Raw genomic sequence first — 17,396 nt, forward strand, 5'->3', positions numbered from 1 at the left:
TCCTGACCCCGCACCGGCGGGGCCGCACCCGGACCCGGGTCCGGGTGCGGCCCCGCCGGTGATCCACCGCGCACGATCGGATCCCCCATGCCCCGCACCCCCCGCACCGCCCGCCTGGCCGGCGCCGCCGCCGTCGCGCTCGCCGCGGCCCTCACCCTCACCGCCTGCGGCTCCGACGGCGGGGGCGGCACCTCCCCCGCCAAGGTCACCCGGCAGAAGGCCGACTCGCCCTACCAGGGCACCGTGCTCGGCAAGAACTTCGACAAGCCCGACCTCCAGCTGACCGACACCGCCGGCCAGCCGTACGACCTGCGGCAGAAGACCACCGGCCGGAGCACCCTGCTGTTCTTCGGCTACACCAGCTGCCCGGACGTCTGCCCCACCACGATGGGCGACATCGGCGTGGCGATGACCAAGCTCTCCCCCGAGGAGCGGCAGAAGGTCGACGTCGTGTTCGTCTCCACCGACCCGCAGCGCGACACCCCGCAGGTGCTGCGCACCTGGCTGGACTCGATGGGCAAGGACTTCATAGGCCTCACCGGGGACCTGGCCAAGGTGAAGGCCGCCGCGAAGTCGCTCGGCATCCTGATCGAGGACCCGGTGGTCAACGCGGACGGGACGGTCACCTCCACCCACGGCGCGCAGGTGCTGGCGTTCCTGCCCTCGGACGACAAGGCGCACGTCCTCTACCTCAGCGGCACGGAGGAGAAGACGTACGAGCACGACCTCCCGCTGCTCGCCCGGGGAGTAGCGGCATGAAGGGCATCGGCGGTGCCCGCGGCTTCCGGCGGACCGCGCTGGCGGGGACGGTGCTGGCGACGGCACTGGGCTCCGGCGCCATCCTCGTCGCCTGCGGCGCGGGCGGCGGGGACGAGGCCGCCGACCGGCCGGCCGTGCTGAGCGTCGCCGACTCGTACATCCCGCTGCCCCCGGCGGGCGGGATGGCGGCCGGCTACCTGACCGTGCGCAACGACGGCGGTGAGGACCAGCTGGTCAAGGTCTCCAGCCCGGCCGCCCGGTCGGTCACCATGCACCGCTCCACCGCGTCGACCATGGAGCAGGTCGAGCGACTGGACGTCCCCGCGCACGGCGCGTTGCAGCTCGCGCGCGGCGGCAACCACCTCATGATCATGGGATGGCAGAGGGCCCCCGCCCTCGGTGACGAACTCGAACTCGACCTGACCTTCGCCAGGACCGGCACCGTCTCGGTCAAGGTGCCGGTCAAGGAACTCACCTACCGCCCCGGCCAGCAGTAAAGGGATCCAGGAGATGCTGACGGCCGCGTTGCCGAACCCCACCACCCGCCGCCGGCTCGTCGGGCTGCTGGGCCTGCTCGGCGCGGTCCTCGCGCTGATGCTCGCCGGCGCCGGACCCGCCGCCGCGCACGCCACCCTGCAGTCCACCGACCCCGCGCAGAACTCGGTCGTCGCGACCGCGCCGCAGACCGTCACGCTGACCTTCAGCGAGGCGGTGTCGCTCTCCGGGGACTCGGTGCGGGTCCTCGACCCGGCCGGCAAGGCGGTCGACACCGGCGGACCCGCGCACGCGGACGGCAAGGACAACACCGCCCGGGTCGGACTGAACAGCGGTCTGGCCAACGGCACCTACACGGTGGCCTGGCGCGCGGTCTCCGAGGACTCGCACCCGATCGGCGGGGCGTTCACCTTCTCCATCGGCGCGCCCTCGGACACCTCCGTCTCGACCACCGCGCTGAGCGGCGCCAAGGCGGACGGCGTGGTCGCCGCGCTGTACGGCACCGGCCGGACCGTCGCCTACGGCGCGTTCGCGCTGCTCATCGGCGCGGCCGCGTTCGTGCTGGCCTGCTGGCCGGCCGGGGCGGCGCAGCGCGCGGTGCAGCGGCTGCTGATGACCGGGTGGGTGGCCCTGCTGGTCTCCACCGTCGCGGTGCTGATGCTGCGCGGCCCGTACGAGCGGGGCTCGGGCCTCGGGCAGGCCTTCGACCTGTCGCTGGTGCGTGCCACCCTGGACGAGCGGATCGGCACCGCGCTGGCCGCCCGGCTGCTGCTGCTCGCGGCGAGCGGCGTGTTCCTGTCGTTGCTGGTCGGACAGCTGGGACAGCCGGCGCCGCGCCCGGCGGAGGCCGAGGACGCGCGGGCCACCGGCGACGCGGGGGCCGCCGGCGGCACGACGACGGACGGTGCGCGGACGGACGGTGCGCGGACGGCCGAGGACGCGGAGGACGCGGAGGAGGCCGAGCTGCGGCAGCTGGAGCGGCGCGCCGCCGAACGCCCGCAGCACGAGGCCCGGCTGGGCCTGGGCGTGGCCGGCCTGGTGCTGGCCGTCGCCCTCTCGGCGACCTGGGTCGGCGCCGACCACGCCTCGGTCGGCATCCAGGTCTGGCTGGCGCTGCCGCTCGGCATGCTGCACCTGATCGCGATGGCGCTCTGGCTCGGCGGCCTGGCCGCGATGCTGGTCGGCCTGCGGCACGGGATCGGCGCGGACGTCGCCGACCGGTTCTCCCGGATCGCCTTCGGCTCGGTGGCGGTGCTCACCGTCACCGGGATCTACCAGTCCTGGCGCGGCCTCGGCAGCTGGGGCGCGCTGACCGGCACCGAGTACGGGCGGCTGCTGCTGGTGAAGACCGGCTGCGTGGTCGCGATGCTCGGCGTCGCCTGGATCTCCCGCGCCTGGCTGGCCCGGCTGCGGGCCGCCCCGGCGGAGGCCGGGGCGGTCGCGCCGGTCGAGGCGCCGGAGCCGGTCGCCGTCGCGGCCCACACCGACGACCCGGTCCGGCAGGCCCAGCTGGCCCGCCAGCAGGCGGCCCGGGCGAGTGCCGGCCGCGACCGCGGACTCACCCCCACCCGGGCCGGACTGCGCCGCTCGGTGCTGGTCGAGGCGGTGGTGGCGGTGGCCGTGCTGGTGGTCACCACGATGCTCACCAACGCGCCGCCCGGCCGGGTGGCGAGCGAGATCGCGGCCTCCGGGACGGCGAACGGCGCCACCGTGCCCGCCCCGGGCGTGCCGGCCCCGCAGACGGTGCCCGGCCAGACGCTGGAGCTCAAGCTCCCGTACGACACCAAGGGCCGCACCCCGAACGCCAGGGGCACCGCGACCGTCACCCTCAACCCGGCCCGAACCGGCCCCAACGAGGTCCGGCTGAGCCTGGACGGGGTGGACGGCCGGCCGGTCGACGTCCCCGAGCTGGAGCTCGCCTTCACCCTGCCGGACCGCGACCTCGGCCCGCTGCCGGTGCCGCTGACCGCCGAGGGCCCGGGGCGCTGGAGCGGCACCGCGCAGCTCCCGCTGGCCGGGAACTGGGTGGTGTCGGTGCAGATCCGCTCCTCGGAGATCGACCAGACCACCGAGATCAAGCCCCTGAAGATCGGGTGAGTGCGATGGGCGACACCACCGGCCCGGGCGAGGCCGCGAACCCGGCGGCCACCGCGACCGCCGGGAGCGGCACGGAGCCGGCGCCGCGCGCCGGCGTCACCCGGCGGGCCCTGCTGGGCACCGCCGGGGCCGGCCTGGTGATCGGCGCGAGCGCCGGCGCGGCCGGGGCCGCCGCCCTGGACCGGGCACCCGCCGCCGGGCCCGCCACCGGCCCGAACGGCACCCTCGGCGCCGGGCGGGTGGCCTTCCACGGCGAGCACCAGGCCGGCATCCTCGAACCGCAGCAGGCCCGGGTCCAACTGGCCGCCTTCGACCTGGCCGACGGCGTCGGCCGGGACGGGCTGCGGACACTGCTGCGGAGCTGGTCCCGGACGGCCGCGCTGCTGACCGCCGGCGAACCGGCCGACGCGTTCGAGAACCAGGTGGCGCTGGACGCCGGCCCCTGTTCGCTCACCGTCACCTTCGGCTTCGGTGCCACCCTGTTCGACAGGGCCGGGCTGGCCGACCGCCGCCCGGCGGCGCTGGAACCGCTGCCCGCCTTCCCGGCGGACGCGCTGGACCCGGCCCGCGGCGACGGCGACCTCTTCGTCCAGATCGGCGCCGACGACGCGCTGGTCGCCGTCCACGCCCTGCGGGTGCTCCAGCGCCGGGCGGCCGGCACGGCGGCGCTGCGCTGGCAGGCGGCGGGCTTCGCCCGGACGCCCGGCGCCACCGCGCACCCGATGACCGGGCGCAATCTGATGGGCCAGATCGACGGCACCAACAACCCGAAGCCCGGCGAGGACGGCTTCGCCGCCAAGGTGTTCTGCGCCGCCGGCGACGACCGGAGCGCCTGGCTGGCCGGCGGCTCGTACCTGGTGTTCCGGCGGATCCGGATGCTGCTGGACCACTGGGAGGCGCTTCCGGCGGACCGTCAGGAGCGGGTGATCGGGCGCCGCAAGGCGGACGGCGCGCCGCTCTCCGCGCCCGCCTCCGGCGGCGAGACCACCCCGGTCGACCTCACCGCGGTGGGGCCGGACGGCACGCTCGCCGTCCCCGCCGACGCGCACATCCGGGTCGCCGCGCCGGCCGCCAACGGCGGGGCCGCGATGCTGCGGCGGGGCTTCTCGTACTACGACGGCCTGCTGGCCGACGGCTCGCCGGACGCCGGGCTGCTCTTCCTCGCGTTCCAGGCCGACCCGGGCCGGGGCTTCACCCCGGTGCAGCGCAAGCTCGCCCGGGGCGACGGCCTCTCCCGCTTCCTGCGGCACGAGGCCGGCGGCCTGTACGCGGTGCCGCCCGGCGCGCCGGAGGGCGGTTACGTGGGGCAGACGCTGCTGGAGTGACCCCGGCCGGGGCCGCCCGCCCCCCCGGACCCGGCGGCCGGGACTCCCATCGGCGTCCCACCGGCCCCGCCCCGGCTTCCCACGGACCGGAACGCCGCCGTGGGAAGCCGGTGAAGTGGCTAAGGTGATCTGCTCCGTAACCCTTTCGTATGGAGGCGGCATGTCGGCCACCCGCTACACCTTCCTCGGCCCGGCGGGCACCTTCACCGAGGCGGCCCTGCGCACCCTGCCGGAGGCGGCGACCCGGGAACTGGTGCCGCTCGCCTCGGTGCCGCTGGTGCTGGACGCGGTGCGCGGCGGCGAGGCCTCGGGCGCGTTCGTGCCGATCGAGAACTCCGTCGAGGGCGCCGTCACCGCGACCAATGACGAACTGGCCGCCGGCACCCCGCTGATGATCTACCGCGAGGTGCTGCTGCCGATCTCCTTCGCGCTGCTGGTGCGGCCCGGTACCGAGCTGGCCGACATCAAGACCGTCACCAGCCACCCGGTGGCCCAGCCGCAGGTCCGCCGCTGGCTGGCCGCCAACCTGCCGGACGCCCGCTGGGAGTCCTCGGCCTCCAACGCCGACGGCGCCCGGCTGGTCGCCGAGGAGCGGTTCGACGGCGCGTTCGCGGGCGAGTTCGCGGCGCCGATCTACGGGCTGGACCCGCTGGTCAAGGACATCGCCGACGCGCAGAACGCGACCACCCGCTTCATCCTGGTGGGCCGGCCCGGGCGGGTCTCCTCGCCGACCGGCGCGGACAAGACCTCGATGGTGGTCTGGCTGCCGGACGACCACCCGGGCGCGCTGCTGGAGCTGCTCCAGGAGTTCGCGGTGCGCGGGGTCAACCTGATGCGGATCGAGTCCCGGCCGACCGGCGAGGGGCTCGGCAGCTACTGCTTCCTGATCGACTGCGAGGGCCACCTCGCCGACCGCCGGGTGAGCGAGGCGCTGATGGGCCTCAAGCGGATCTGCCCGCAGGTGCGCTTCCTCGGCTCCTATCCGCGCGCCGACCGGCAGGGCTCCAAGCACCAGCGGCCGGGCACCTCGGACACCGACTTCACCGAGGCGGCCGACTGGCTCTCCCGCTGCCTCGACGGACGCGGCGACATCTGAGACCGGGCGGTCGGGACCGGCGGGGGCGGCGCGGCCGGCCAGGGCGTCCGGGCGCCGGGGCTTCCGGGCCCGGGGCTTCCGGGCGAGCGGGTGGTTGCGGCATCCGGGTGACCCGGGGGTCCGGGACATTTGATCGCCGGCTTTCGTTTTCCTGTTCTTTCTTGACTGTTTTCGATAGCGCCCGAGCGCGGGGCGGGTGACCGCACCCGTCGTCCACAGGCACCCGGCCGGCGGAACCGGCTGTCCACAGGCCCGGCGGCTGTCCACAGCCGAAAGTTATCCACAGACCTGGGGACGAGTCGACAAACCGGTATAGCCACTGCCCGTTTCGGTCGGAACATCGGTTAGCGGCGTAGAGATGACTAATCGGACCAGAGTCACCCGTGTGCCAGCAAATCACCCGTCTGAGTGCATCAATTCCCTCACCCGGGAAGGTCGAATGAGGTTTGAAACCTCAATTCCTTGGTCGCGTGCGCCCTCCTCGCCCGGGTCCCGGCCATCCACAGCCCACCGGATCCTCCTGTGGATAACTCGCCCCCGGGCGATTGCCCACAAGAGTTATCCACAGGATCCGGCGAGTTATCCCCAGGGGAAAACCCCTACCGGTGGACGGGCGCCCGCCCGGTAGGCTTGGCCCCGTGATTGACCTTCGCCTGCTCCGTGAGGACCCTGACCGAGTGCGCGCCTCGCAGCGCGTCCGTGGCGAGGACGTCGACCTGGTCGACGCCCTCCTCTCCGCCGACGAACGGCGGCGGTCCTCGGGCAGTCGCTTCGACGAGCTCCGCAACGAGCAGAAGACGCTCGGCAAGCTGGTCGCCAAGGCCCAGGGCGAGGAGAAGACCGCCCTGCTGCAGCGCACCAAGGCGCTCGCCGAGGAGGTCAAGGCCGCCGACGCCGAACAGGGCGTGGCCAAGGAGGAGGCCGAGCGCCTGCTCCGCTCGCTGGCGAACCTCATCGACCCGGCCGCCCCGGTCGGCGGCGAGGAGGACTTCGTCACGCTGGAGGAGATCGGCACTCCGCGCGACTTCGCCGCCGAGGGCTTCGAGCCCCGTGACCACGTCGAGCTGGGGCAGATCCTCGGCGCGATCGACACCGAGCGCGGCGCCAAGGTCGCCGGTGCGCGGTCCTACTACCTGACCGGTGTCGGCGCGCTGCTGGAGCTCGCCCTGGTCAACATGGCGATCACCCAGGCCACCGCGGCCGGCTTCACCCCGATGATCACCCCGGCCCTGGTCCGCCCGGCCGCCATGGACGGCACCGGCTTCCTCGGCCAGGCCGCCGAGAACGTCTACTTCCTCGAAGAGGAGGAGCGCTACCTCGTCGGCACCAGCGAGGTCCCGCTCGCGGCGTACCACATGGACGAGATCATCGACGCGGACAAGCTGCCGCTGCGCTACGCCGGCTACTCGTCCTGCTTCCGCCGCGAGGCCGGCACCTACGGCAAGGACACCCGCGGCATCATCCGCGTCCACCAGTTCGAGAAGGTGGAGATGTTCGTCTTCACCACTCCCGAGGACGCCGAGCACGAGCACCGCCGCCTGCTCCAGTGGGAGAAGGACTTCCTCAACGCCCTGGAGCTGCCGTACCGGGTGATCGACGTCGCCTCGGGCGACCTCGGCTCCTCGGCCGCGCGCAAGTTCGACATCGAGGCGTGGATCCCGACCCAGGGCAAGTACCGCGAGGTCACCTCGACCTCCAACACCACCGAGTACCAGTCCCGCCGGCTCTCCATCCGGATGCGCGAGGAGGGCAAGGTCCGCCCGCTGGCCACGCTGAACGGCACCCTGGTCGCCGTCCCGCGCACCATCGTGGCGATCCTGGAGAACCACCAGCAGGCCGACGGCTCGGTGGTGGTCCCGGAGGCGCTGCGGCCGTTCCTCGGTGGGCGTTCCGTCCTGCCCCCGGTCAAGTAACGCCCACCGCACCACCGCCCGAAAGCAACTCCCGGGAGACGCACGGCCCATGAGCACCACCAGCCCCAGCCCCGTCTCCCCCGGCGCCGGTGGCGACCTGCCCTTCCGGCTGGTCGCCACCGACCTCGACGGCACTCTGCTGACCAGCGAGGAGACCGTCTCCACGCGCACCCGTGCCGCGCTGGCCGCGGCCACCGACGCCGGAGCGGTGCACATCATCGTCACCGGCCGCTCGGCCGCCTGGGCCCGGCCGGTCTTCGACGAGATCGGCTACCGGGGCATAGCGGTCTGCGGCCAGGGAGCACAGGTCTACGACGCGGGCGCGCACAAGCTGCTCACCTCGCTCACCCTGGACCGCCGGCTGGCCGCGCTGGCCATCGCCAAGATCGAGGCGGAGACCGGCCCGCTGGCCGTCGCCGCCAACCAGGACGGCCTGGACGGCGACGTCCTGGCCGGCCCCGGCTACGAACTGCTGATCGGCTCCGACCTGCCGGTGGTCCGGGTCGACAAGGGCGAGCTGCTCGCCTCCCCGCTCAGCAAGCTCTACATCCAGCACCGCGGCCTGACCGACGACGCCCTCGCCGAGACCGCCCGCCGGGTCGCCGGCGACCTGGTCGGCGTCGTCATGGCGGGCGCCGGCATCGTCGAGCTGCTGCCGCTGGGCCTCTCCAAGGCCACCGGCCTGGCCGTCGCCGCCCGCCGCCTGGGCCTGCGCGCCGCCGACACCGTCGCCTTCGGTGACATGCCCAACGACGTGCCGATGTTCGGCTGGGCCGCGCACGGCGTCGCGATGGCCAACGCGCACGCGGAACTGCTCGCGGTGGCCGACGAGATCACCGTGGGCAACGACGAGGACGGTGTCGCCGTCGTGTTGGAGCGGCTCTACCCACAGCGGTGAGAACCGCGGCGGACCGTCCGACGGCACCCGGATGCTGACCGCCACAGGAAGAGTTTGTATGCTCCGCTGAAGCTCCGCGTCTCCCGGTGCGGTGCTCCTGTGCGGTTGTCCCGGCCGACCCGGGCCGTACCCGCCGGACACGTACAGGATTGCTGCTTACGCCGCTGAGAGGTACGCGCATGTCAGGCCAGAGGGACGAGAGCACGTCGGGGGCGGAAGGGCGGCGGCGCGCCGCGAACGCCCCTCGCAGCACCGGCACCGCACGCTCCGGCGGGGCCCCTCGGGCCGGCAGCGGCTCACGCGGCGGGGTCGGCACCGAACGGCCGGCCGACGCCTCCGGGCGCGTCCCCGCGCCCCGGCCGGGCGGCCGGGCGGAGGCCCGGCGGGCCGCGCAGGGCAAGGGCGGCCGCGGCAAGGGCTCCGACGACGGGAAGCCCGACGGCACCGCGACCGGCGGCCGGGCGGCCGCCCGCAACAGCCGCAAGCCCAAGCGGAACGTGAAGAAGATCGTGGCCTGGTCGGTGGCCGGCGTCCTGGTGGTGCTGGCGGGCACCGGCGGCGCGATCTACTACAAGCTGAACGGCAACATCAAGTCCTTCGACCCGGACGCGATCTCCACCGACCGCCCCCCGGAGGCGGTCGCCGACGCCAACGGCAACAAGCCGGTCAACATCCTGCTGATCGGCTCGGACTCGCGGGCCGGCAACAACAGCGACCTCGGCGGCGGCAACGAGGGCGGTGCCCGCTCGGACACCACGATCCTGTTGCACGTCTACGCGGACCACAAGCACGCGGTGGGCATCTCGATCCCGCGCGACGCCCTGGTGACCATCCCGGCGTGCAAGCTGCCGAACGGGAAGTGGACCAAGGAGGCGCCCGGGCAGATGTTCAACTCGGCGTTTGCGGTGGGCAACAGCGAGAGCGGCAACCCGGCCTGCACCCAGAACACGGTGGAGAAGCTCACCGGCATCCGGGTGGACCACACCATAGAAGTGAACTTCGAGGGCTTCGCGGCGATGACCGAGGCGGTCGGCGGCGTCGACGTCTGCCTGCCGAACGACATCTACGAGGGACACCTCAACCCCAACCTGGGCAAGAAGGGCAAGGTCGTCCTGCCCAAGGGGAAGCAGAAGCTCGCCGGCCAGAAGGCGCTGGACTACGTCCGGCTGCGGCACGGCATCGGCGACGAGTCCGACGTCGGCCGGATGAAGCGCCAACAGGCCTTCCTGGCCTCGCTGATGGCCAAGGTGAAGGGCGAGGGCCTGAGCCCGACCACGCTGCTGCCACTGGCCGACGCCGCCACCAAGTCGATGACGGTCGACCCCGGGCTGGACTCGGCCAAGAAGCTGATGGACTTCGCGCTGTCGATGAAGAACATCGACCTGCACGACGTCAAGTTCCTGACCACGCCGTGGCGCTACAACGGCCCCCGGATCGACCTGGTCCACCCGGCCGTCGACAACCTCTGGAAGACCCTGCTGGCCGACCGCACCATCGACGGCGAGGACGCCACGGGCAAGCAGGAGGACGCGCCGCAGACGCCGGCCGCAGCACCCGAGACCACCACCCCGGCCGCGCCCTCGCCGGCCGCCGTGGACGGGCCGGTGAAGGTCGCGGTCTACAACGGCACCACCGCCGCCGGGCTGGCCGCCAAGGCGGCCGAGACGCTCAAGACCGCCAAGGTCACCGTCACCGGCGTCAGCACCGCCAAGAACACCGCCAAGGCGACCACCACGGTGGAGTACGGCGCCGGCCAGAAGGCCAACGCGGAGAAGGTCGCGGCGCTGTTCCCGGGCGCCGTCCTGACGCCCACCTCGGCCGCCGGCATCAGCCTCGTCCTCGGCAAGGACTACGCCGCGGCCAACGCCACCGCGACCACCACCGCCCCCAACGTGCCGGCCCCGCTGCCCAGCGAGGTGGTCAAGGAGGCCCGCTCGGCCGACGACGACATCTGCGACAACGTCTCGTACGGCTAGCCGCCGGCCGTACCGCCGCCGGCCCCGGACGTCCGGGGCCGGCGGCGGTACGGGTGTCAGAGCGCGGGCGTCAGCCCGGGCTTCAGAGCGCGGGTGTCAGAGCGCGGGTGTCAGAGCGCGGAGCGGATCCAGCCGTCGACCAGACCGGTGAGGTCCTGGTCGGCCTGGCCGTGCTCGACCACGTGGGTGCGGATGACGTCGCCGCCGCCGTGGCCGAAGAGACCGCCGCGCTTGTCCGCCTCCAGCACCACCTCGACCCGGTGGCCGGTGGTGACGAAGCTGACCTCCAGCGAGTTGCAGGCGTGCGCGTACTGCGGCGCGGCGGAGAACTCGATCTCCTGGTAGAACGGCAGCGTCTGGCCGGTGCCCCGGATGTGGCCGGCCTCCAGGTCGGCCGAGCGGAACCGGAAGCCGAGCCGCAGCAGGGTGTCCAGGATCCGGTGCTGCACCGGCAGCGGCTCGATCTCCAGCGGGTCGGAGTCACCCTTGTCGAGGGCGCCCGCGATGTCGACCTCCGTCCGCACCCCGAGCTGCATGCCGTGCAGGTGCTGCCCGGCGACGACGGTGACCGGCGCCTCCCACGGCACCTGGACGGCGAACGGGATCGACCGGTTCTCGCCGGGCGCCAGCACCAGCGGCGCGGTGACGGAGAACCGCGCGAACGGGTAGAGGCCGGTGCTCTCGCCCTCCTCGTGCTCGATCTCCACCCGGGCGACCAGGGTCAGCGTGATCCCCCGGATGTCCGCCTCGACCGTGCCGCCGGTCAGTTCGACCGTCCCGTGCAGGGTGCCGCCGGGCTGCACGACCGGCGTGGTCAGGACGGTGTCGACGCCGGGACCGCCGACGCCCAGGGCACCGAGCAGCTTCTTGAACACCATGGGGGCGCTCTCCTCGAAATAGGGGTGGACCGAAGTCGTCGGGAGGAACGCCAGGGCGGCCCGGACGGTTCCCCCGGACGGCCGCGGGCCAGTTGTAGGATGACCGGGCAAGCAGTTGTAGGATGACCGACGACCACGACCGCGAAACCGAGGGGAACTCCGCCATGACCGCGCCCGGGCCCGGCCAGGACACCTTGCAGGCCGCCGGCCGGCGCTCCCTGGTGGACACCGCCATCGACCAGCTGCGCGAGCAGCTCGCCGCCGGCGCCTGGCCGGTCGGCTCACGGATCCCCACCGAGCACGAGCTGGCCGAGCGGCTGCGGGTCGGGCGGAACACCGTACGGGAGGCGATCCGCGTCCTGGTGCACGCCGGGATGCTGGTCTCCCGGCAGGGCGAGGGCACCTTCGTCCGCAGCACCAGCGACCCGGCCTCCGTGCTGCGGGGCGTCCAGCGCTCCGGCATCCGGGACGTCCTGGAGGTCCGGGCGGCCCTGGAGGCCGAGGGCGCCCGGCTGGCGGCCCTGCGGCACACGCCCGAGGACATCGTCCGGATGCGGGCCGCGCTGGCCCGCGAGGCCGAGGTGATCGCGGCGCACCCGGAGCGGGCCGGCCGCGAGGCGACCGTCGAGCACGACCTGGAGTTCCACACCGCCGTGGTCGAGGCCGCGCACAATCCCGCGCTGACCGAGGTCTACCGCTACTTCGGCGCCTCGGTGCGGGAGTCGATGCGGACGGCCTTCGGCGACCACGAGATGCCCGAGGTGGTCGTGGCCACCCACGCGGCGCTGGTGGACGCGATCGAGAGTGGTGACCCGGACCGCGCCGAGGCCGCCTGTCGGGCGCTGCTCGCCGAGCCGACCGCGGCCGTCGAGCAGCTCCTCGCGGCCATCGCGGCCCGGAAGTAAGCGGCGCACGCCCCTTCCGCGCCCGTACCCCCCGTTCACGAAAGAGCAGCACGCCCCATGGCCGTCACCCGTGCCCAGCAGCCGGTTGTCACTCTCCCCCCGGTCCCCGTCCGCACCCGGCTGGCCCACCCGGCCCTGCTGCTGACCGGCATCCTGCTGGTCGCCCTCAACATGCGGGCCTGTCTGGCGGCGATCTCGCCGATGGTCGGCGAGATCCAGCACACCTTCGGCCTCTCCGCGACCGCGAGCGGCCTGATCACCACCGTGCCGGTGCTCTTCCAGGGCGCCGGTGCCCCGCTCACCCCCCGGCTGACCAGGCGGTTCGGCACCGAGCGGGTGGTGCTGGGCGCGGTCCTGGTGCTGGGCGCGGGCGTGCTGCTGCGGGTCCTGCCCTCGGTGGCCGCGCTGTACGCCGGCTGCGTGGTGATCGGTGTCGCGATCGCGGTGCTGAACGTCTCGATGCCGGGCCTGGTGAAGCGCGAGTTCCCGGGCCGGGCCGCCGCCATGACCGGCGTCTACTCGACCACCATGCTGGTCGGTGCGACGCTCGCGGCGGGCACCTCGGTGCCGCTGGAGCACGCCCTCGGCGGCGGCTGGCAGGCCTCGCTCGGCGCCTGGTCGCTGCTGGCCCTGATCGCGGCCGTCGCCTGGCTGCCGCAGGTGCTGCGCACCGCGAACGGGCGCGGGGGCGCGCCGCGGGCGACGAGCGGCGAGCAGCCGCGGCGGGTGCCGGCGGCGGGGGTGCCGGCCGCGGGCCGAGCGGCGGAGAGCAGCCTCTGGCGTTCGCCGCTGGCCTGGCAGATCAGCCTCTTCATGGGCATCTCGTCGCTGCTGGTCTACACCCTGGTCGCGTGGATGCCGACCATCCTGGCCGACCACGGGATGGACCGCGGCGAGGCCGGTCTGGTCTTCGCCTTCTCCAACCTGGTCCAGGTGGCCGGTGCCTTCCTGGTGCCGCTGCTGGCCGGCCGGATGACCCGGCAGCGGACGCTGGCCGTGGTGATGGCCGCGCTGAACGCGGTCGGCATCACCATCCTGCTGGTCTCGCCGGTGCCCGGGGCCTGGGTCTCGGCCACCATCCTGGGCATCGCCCAGGGCGGCTCGCTGGGCCTCGCCCTCGCCTTCATCGTGCTGCGCACCGACAGCGTGGCCGGCGCCGCGCGGCTGGGCGGCATGTCGCAGGCGGTCGGCTATCTGGTGGCCGCCGCCGGGCCGGTCGGCGCCGGGGCGCTGCACCAGCTGACCGGTGACTGGAACACCCCGCTGCTGCTGATGCTGGTGCTGGCGGCCGTCGCCGCGGTGGCCGGCTGGGGCGCGGGCCGCGACCGGACGCTCTGAGGCACCGGCGTCCCGCGGCACCCGGTCTGCCGGGCGGGCCGGGCCCGCCCGGCAGCGGGCTACTCCTCGGCGGCCAGGGTCAGCCCGGCCAGCCGCACCGAGGCGAGCACCGTCGCCGCCGCCGTGAGGACCAGCAGCAGCGGCACGGCCACCCCGAGCGCGACGTCCGCGGTGATCGCGCCCTTCCCGGCCACCGCCTCGGCCACCGACAGGCCCCACTGCTGGACGCTGAGCGTCTTGGCGCCCTTCACGAAGTTGCCGATCAGCGACTCCCAGATCAGCGCGTAGACCAGACCGGCCACCACCGCGTGCCGGGTGATCACGCCGAGCAGCAGGAACAGCGCGCTGTACGCGGCGCCGGACACCAGCGCGGCGACGGTGTAGCCGAGCGCCAGGCCGTCCCGGGTGCCGTAGAGCAGCAGGCCGGCCAGCAGGATCGGGATCGCCGAGAACACCCAGGTGGTGCCGACCGCCACCACCAGCTTGGTGGTGATGATCTTCCAACGGGGCAGCGGCTTGGCCAGCAGGTAGACGATCGAGCCGTCGTCGATCTCGGTGGCGATGGCGCCGGTGCCGACGACCAGGCCGAGGATCGGCAGCAGCGTGCCGAGGCCCAGCTGGCCGAGGATCGTGACGGTCAGGTCGTGCTTGTCCCCGCTGGAGCCGCTGGCGATCGCCGAGACGAGCAGCAGCAGGGCGGGGACCACCAGCAGCAGGATGCCGCGGCGGCGGCCCAGCAGGCCGCGCAGCGTCAGCCTGGCGACGGTCGGGTTCATGGTTGGTCGGCCTTCCTGGGGTCCGGTTCCGGGGGTGGTGCGGGTCCTGTCCGGGGCCTAGGCGGAGACGAGGTAGGAGAACACGCTCTCCAGCGACTCGTCGGCCGGAGCGACGGTGTACAGCCGGACGCCGGCCTGCTGGGCGACCTTCGGCAGCAGGGTGGTGAAGCCCTGGAAGTTGACCGCCTGGATCCGCAGCCCGCCCGCCTCGCCGGGCACCGCCCGGCCGTCGGCGCCCTGCTGGTCCAGCTCGATGCCGGCCGTCGACGGGTCCGCGATCAGCGCGGCCGCCAGCCGGCGGTCGTCGCTGGAGCGGACCAGGTAGCGGTGCGGCCGGTCGGTCATCAGCCGGCGGATCTTGCGGAAGTCCCCGGAGGCGGCGTGCCGGCCGGCCACCACGACCTCGATGTGCCGGGCCAGCTGCTCGACCTCCTCCAGGATGTGCGAGGAGAACAGCACGGTGCGTCCGTCGGCGCCGAAGCGGCGCAGCAGTTCCATCAGCTGCAGCCGCTGGCGCGGGTCCATGCCGTTGAAGGGCTCGTCGAGCAGCAGCACGGCCGGGTCGTGGACCAGCGCCGAGGCCATCTTGACGCGCTGCTTCATGCCCTTGGAGTACGTCCCGGTCTTCCGGTCCTGGGCGTACTCCATCTCCACCAGGGACAGCGCCCGCCGGGCGGCGGCGGCCGGGTCGGTGAGGCCGTGGAGTTCGGCGTTGGCGAGCACGAACTCCCAGCCGGTCAGGTAGTCGTACATCGACTCCCGCTCGGGGACGAGCCCGATCTGCCGGTACACCTCCTGGTTGCGCCAGATCGGCGCGCCGTCCAGGGTGACCGCCCCGGTGGAGGGGGCGAGGAAGCCGCTCATCATGTGGATGAGGGTGGACTTGCCCGCGCCGTTGGGCCCCAGCAGGCCGGTGACGCCGGGACCGATCGCCATGCTGACGTCGTTGACGGCGACCACGTTGCCGAACCAGCGGGAGACCTTGTCGATGGTGATGGTGGCCATGACGCCCTCTCAGATCCTGCGATTGTCAGATGTTGCGGTAGCGGCGCAGCAGCAGCGCGTAGGAGCCGGCCACCATCGCGACCGCGGTGGCGGTGAAGGCCAGCACGCCGAGGACGCCGGGCGCGTGCATCCGTTCCGGCCCGGCGCCGAGGTCGAAGAGCTGGTTCACCAGGCTCTCCACCAGCCGGCCGGGCGAGAGCAGGGCCACCCACTGCGCGGATTCCGGCACCCTGCTGGGGCCGCCGCTGATGCCGACGACGACACCGACCACGGCGGTGCTGATCGCCAGGTAGCCCATGATCGCGGCCACCCCGAAGCCGCGGCGCGGCGTGGTGGCGGCGATCACCAGCGCGACCGAGGTCGGCACCAGGGCGTACAGCACGGCCGTGACCACGCCGTAGAGGAAGTGCGCGGTGTTGTGCGCGAAGTCCAGCCCGCCGAGCAGCGCGCCGACGTAGAGGACCAGCAGCGGGGCGAGCATCAGCAGCAGCTGCGCGCAGGCCATCGCGGCGAACTTGGCCCGTACGTAGTCGCCCCGGGTGATCGGGCGGGAGAAGTACAGCGGGACGGTGTGGTGCCGGAGGTCCCGGGAGAGCAGGACGGGCGCCTGCGACGCCAGGAAGATCGAGACCAGCAGGCCCAGCATCCCCAGGTACTCGGGGTAGTCGACCGGCAGTTCGTCCTGGTGCTGGGCGAGGGTGAGCGCCACCATGATCGCGGCCGGCGCGGTGACCACACCGAGCAGCAGCATCGGCAGCACCTTGGACCGGCCGGAGCGCCCGAGGCCGTACGCGGCGCGCAGGCTCTGGGTGAAGAGGGAACGGGTGGCGTAGGCCCGGCCGAGCCGGGGGCCGGTGTAGCCGCGGTAGCCGATGTCGTGGATGACGCCGGTGTCGAGCGGCCTGGCCTCAGAGGGCAGCGCCATCTGCGGTACCTCCCTTGCTCTGCGTACCGCTGGTGTCCGTGAACAGCTCGGCGACCCGGTGGCGGCGCTGCTCCAGCCGGACCAGCCCGAGGCCGAGGTCCGCGACCGCGTCGCGGATGGTGTCGTAGGTGTCGTCGCCGGCGAGCCGCACCAGCAGGATCCGCGCGCCCTCGGACTCCACCGAGAGCCCGGCGGCGGCCAGCCGCTCGCGCACGGCGGCGCTCGCGTCGCGGGTGTGGTCGCCCGGGAAGTCCGTCACCTCGACCGCGAGCACGGCCGTCACCCCGGTGAACGAGGCGGTGGACGAGGAGCGGAGCAGCTTGCCCCCGTCGATGATCACCAGGTGGTCGCAGGTCCGCTCCAGCTCGCCGAGCAGGTGGGTGGTGACCAGGACCGAGATGCCGAAGTCGGTGTGCACCCGGCGGATCAGCGCCAGCATGTCGTCCCGGCCGACCGGGTCCAGCCCGTTGGTGGGCTCGTCCAGCAGCACCAGCTTCGGGTCGTGCACCAGCGCCTGGGCCAGCTTGACCCGCTGCTTCATGCCCGTCGAGTACCCGCCCATCGGCCGGTAGCGCTCCTCGTACAGCCCGACGTGGCGCAGCGTGTCGGCCGTCCGCTCACGGGCCGCGGCGGCCGGCAGCCCGGCCATCCGCGCCATGTGCACCACGAACTCCGTCGCCGAGACGTCCGGCGGCAGGCAGTCGTGCTCCGGCATGTAGCCGACCTGCTCCCGGATCAGCGAGCCCTGGGTGGCGATGTCGAGGCCGAGGACCTGCCCCGTGCCGGAGGTCGCCGGGGCCAGCCCGAGCAGGATCTTGATGAGTGTGGACTTGCCCGCCCCGTTCGCTCCCACCAGGCCGACCACCCCGGGCTCCACCTCAACGGTGAGCTGATCGAGGGCAGTGACCCGGGGGAACCTCTTGGTGAGGCCGTCCGTCTTGATGACAGTGGACACGTTCTCCACCGTAGTGCGGCCGGGGCGGCCGGGTCATGAGCTCGAATGACGACGC

Annotated in this window: 15 protein-coding genes; 10 read left to right on the forward strand and 5 right to left on the reverse strand. The window is 73.5% G+C overall.

All coding sequences use genetic code 11. The annotated features are described in order from the left end of the window. The first annotated feature begins 87 nt into the window (after nucleotides 1–87). From ACIQTO_RS26660 to ACIQTO_RS26695, 8 genes are all read left to right on the forward strand, one after another. Complete coding sequence (locus ACIQTO_RS26660) at nucleotides 88–759, forward strand: SCO family protein (protein ID WP_402392806.1); 672 nt, start codon at nucleotides 88–90, stop codon at nucleotides 757–759. Beyond that, nucleotides 756–1,256: a copper chaperone PCu(A)C gene (locus tag ACIQTO_RS26665; RefSeq protein ID WP_402392808.1), complete on the forward strand. Its 501-nt coding sequence runs from the start codon at nucleotides 756–758 to the stop codon at nucleotides 1,254–1,256. The genes ACIQTO_RS26660 and ACIQTO_RS26665 overlap by 4 nt, the downstream gene beginning before the upstream one ends. Before the next feature lie 13 nt (nucleotides 1,257–1,269). Beyond that, entirely contained in the window at nucleotides 1,270–3,351 is a 2,082-nt protein-coding gene (locus ACIQTO_RS26670) for a FixH family protein (RefSeq protein WP_402392810.1), read from the forward strand. Between the two features lie 5 nt (nucleotides 3,352–3,356). Beyond that, nucleotides 3,357–4,676 carry an iron uptake transporter deferrochelatase/peroxidase subunit gene (gene efeB, locus ACIQTO_RS26675; protein WP_402392812.1) on the forward strand — a complete coding sequence of 440 codons (1,320 nt, stop codon included), beginning with the start codon at nucleotides 3,357–3,359 and terminating at the stop codon, nucleotides 4,674–4,676. Between the two features lie 160 nt (nucleotides 4,677–4,836). After that, nucleotides 4,837–5,772: a prephenate dehydratase gene (gene pheA / locus ACIQTO_RS26680; protein ID WP_402392815.1), complete on the forward strand. Its 936-nt coding sequence runs from the start codon at nucleotides 4,837–4,839 to the stop codon at nucleotides 5,770–5,772. Nucleotides 5,773–6,410: 638 nt separating this feature from the next. After that, complete coding sequence (serS, locus tag ACIQTO_RS26685; RefSeq protein ID WP_402392817.1) at nucleotides 6,411–7,685, forward strand: serine--tRNA ligase; 1,275 nt, start codon at nucleotides 6,411–6,413, stop codon at nucleotides 7,683–7,685. Nucleotides 7,686–7,734: 49 nt separating this feature from the next. After that, complete coding sequence (locus tag ACIQTO_RS26690) at nucleotides 7,735–8,583, forward strand: HAD family hydrolase (RefSeq protein WP_402392819.1); 849 nt, start codon at nucleotides 7,735–7,737, stop codon at nucleotides 8,581–8,583. 179 nt (nucleotides 8,584–8,762) lie between these two features. Further along, complete coding sequence (locus ACIQTO_RS26695; protein WP_402392822.1) at nucleotides 8,763–10,559, forward strand: LCP family protein; 1,797 nt, start codon at nucleotides 8,763–8,765, stop codon at nucleotides 10,557–10,559. A 110-nt stretch (nucleotides 10,560–10,669) separates the two neighbouring features. Here the strand turns inward: ACIQTO_RS26695 and ACIQTO_RS26700 are convergent, their stop codons facing one another. After that, a complete protein-coding gene (locus ACIQTO_RS26700) occupies nucleotides 10,670–11,437 on the reverse strand; it encodes a sporulation protein (protein WP_402392825.1) in 768 nt (255 codons plus the stop codon). A 164-nt stretch (nucleotides 11,438–11,601) separates the two neighbouring features. On the opposite strand from ACIQTO_RS26700, the gene ACIQTO_RS26705 reads away from it, so the two are divergent. Both ACIQTO_RS26705 and ACIQTO_RS26710 read left to right on the forward strand, forming a co-directional pair. Further along, entirely contained in the window at nucleotides 11,602–12,342 is a 741-nt protein-coding gene (locus ACIQTO_RS26705; RefSeq protein ID WP_402392936.1) for a FadR/GntR family transcriptional regulator, read from the forward strand. Nucleotides 12,343–12,399: 57 nt separating this feature from the next. Beyond that, nucleotides 12,400–13,680 carry a CynX/NimT family MFS transporter gene (locus ACIQTO_RS26710; protein WP_402392827.1) on the forward strand — a complete coding sequence of 427 codons (1,281 nt, stop codon included), beginning with the start codon at nucleotides 12,400–12,402 and terminating at the stop codon, nucleotides 13,678–13,680. 59 nt (nucleotides 13,681–13,739) lie between these two features. Here the strand turns inward: ACIQTO_RS26710 and ACIQTO_RS26715 are convergent, their stop codons facing one another. From ACIQTO_RS26715 to ACIQTO_RS26730, 4 genes are read right to left on the reverse strand one after another with little or no spacing between them, the layout of a single operon-like run. Next, on the reverse strand, nucleotides 13,740–14,456 hold the full coding sequence (locus tag ACIQTO_RS26715) for an ABC transporter permease (protein ID WP_402392830.1): 717 nt from the start codon (nucleotides 14,454–14,456) through the stop codon (nucleotides 13,740–13,742). Between the two features lie 57 nt (nucleotides 14,457–14,513). Then, entirely contained in the window at nucleotides 14,514–15,461 is a 948-nt protein-coding gene (locus tag ACIQTO_RS26720; RefSeq protein ID WP_402392833.1) for an ABC transporter ATP-binding protein, read from the reverse strand. Nucleotides 15,462–15,486: 25 nt separating this feature from the next. Further along, nucleotides 15,487–16,386 carry an ABC transporter permease gene (locus ACIQTO_RS26725; protein ID WP_402392836.1) on the reverse strand — a complete coding sequence of 300 codons (900 nt, stop codon included), beginning with the start codon at nucleotides 16,384–16,386 and terminating at the stop codon, nucleotides 15,487–15,489. After that, the gene (locus tag ACIQTO_RS26730) at nucleotides 16,370–17,341 is read right to left on the reverse strand and encodes an ABC transporter ATP-binding protein (protein WP_402392839.1); all 972 of its coding nucleotides are present in this window, start codon (nucleotides 17,339–17,341) and stop codon (nucleotides 16,370–16,372) included. Before ACIQTO_RS26730 ends, ACIQTO_RS26725 begins: the two co-directional genes overlap by 17 nt. Nucleotides 17,342–17,396: the final 55 nt, after the last annotated feature.

The sequence above is a fragment of the Kitasatospora sp. NPDC091207 genome, from assembly GCF_044768625.1.
In the GTDB taxonomy this organism is placed as follows: Bacteria; Actinomycetota; Actinomycetes; order Streptomycetales; family Streptomycetaceae; genus Kitasatospora.

Excerpts from the sequence above, each read along its gene's own strand:
- ACIQTO_RS26660 (WP_402392806.1), top strand. The coding sequence starts at position 88 with ATGCCCCGCACCCCCCGCACCGCCCGCCTGGCCGGCGCCGCCGCCGTC.
- ACIQTO_RS26665 (WP_402392808.1), top strand. The coding sequence starts at position 756 with ATGAAGGGCATCGGCGGTGCCCGCGGCTTCCGGCGGACCGCGCTGGCG.
- ACIQTO_RS26670 (WP_402392810.1), top strand. The coding sequence starts at position 1,270 with ATGCTGACGGCCGCGTTGCCGAACCCCACCACCCGCCGCCGGCTCGTC.
- efeB (WP_402392812.1), top strand. The coding sequence starts at position 3,357 with ATGGGCGACACCACCGGCCCGGGCGAGGCCGCGAACCCGGCGGCCACC.
- pheA (WP_402392815.1), top strand. The coding sequence starts at position 4,837 with ATGTCGGCCACCCGCTACACCTTCCTCGGCCCGGCGGGCACCTTCACC.
- ACIQTO_RS26690 (WP_402392819.1), top strand. The coding sequence starts at position 7,735 with ATGAGCACCACCAGCCCCAGCCCCGTCTCCCCCGGCGCCGGTGGCGAC.
- ACIQTO_RS26695 (WP_402392822.1), top strand. The coding sequence starts at position 8,763 with ATGTCAGGCCAGAGGGACGAGAGCACGTCGGGGGCGGAAGGGCGGCGG.
- ACIQTO_RS26700 (WP_402392825.1), bottom strand. The coding sequence starts at position 11,437 with ATGGTGTTCAAGAAGCTGCTCGGTGCCCTGGGCGTCGGCGGTCCCGGC.
- ACIQTO_RS26705 (WP_402392936.1), top strand. The coding sequence starts at position 11,602 with ATGACCGCGCCCGGGCCCGGCCAGGACACCTTGCAGGCCGCCGGCCGG.
- ACIQTO_RS26710 (WP_402392827.1), top strand. The coding sequence starts at position 12,400 with ATGGCCGTCACCCGTGCCCAGCAGCCGGTTGTCACTCTCCCCCCGGTC.
- ACIQTO_RS26715 (WP_402392830.1), bottom strand. The coding sequence starts at position 14,456 with ATGAACCCGACCGTCGCCAGGCTGACGCTGCGCGGCCTGCTGGGCCGC.
- ACIQTO_RS26720 (WP_402392833.1), bottom strand. The coding sequence starts at position 15,461 with ATGGCCACCATCACCATCGACAAGGTCTCCCGCTGGTTCGGCAACGTG.
- ACIQTO_RS26725 (WP_402392836.1), bottom strand. The coding sequence starts at position 16,386 with ATGGCGCTGCCCTCTGAGGCCAGGCCGCTCGACACCGGCGTCATCCAC.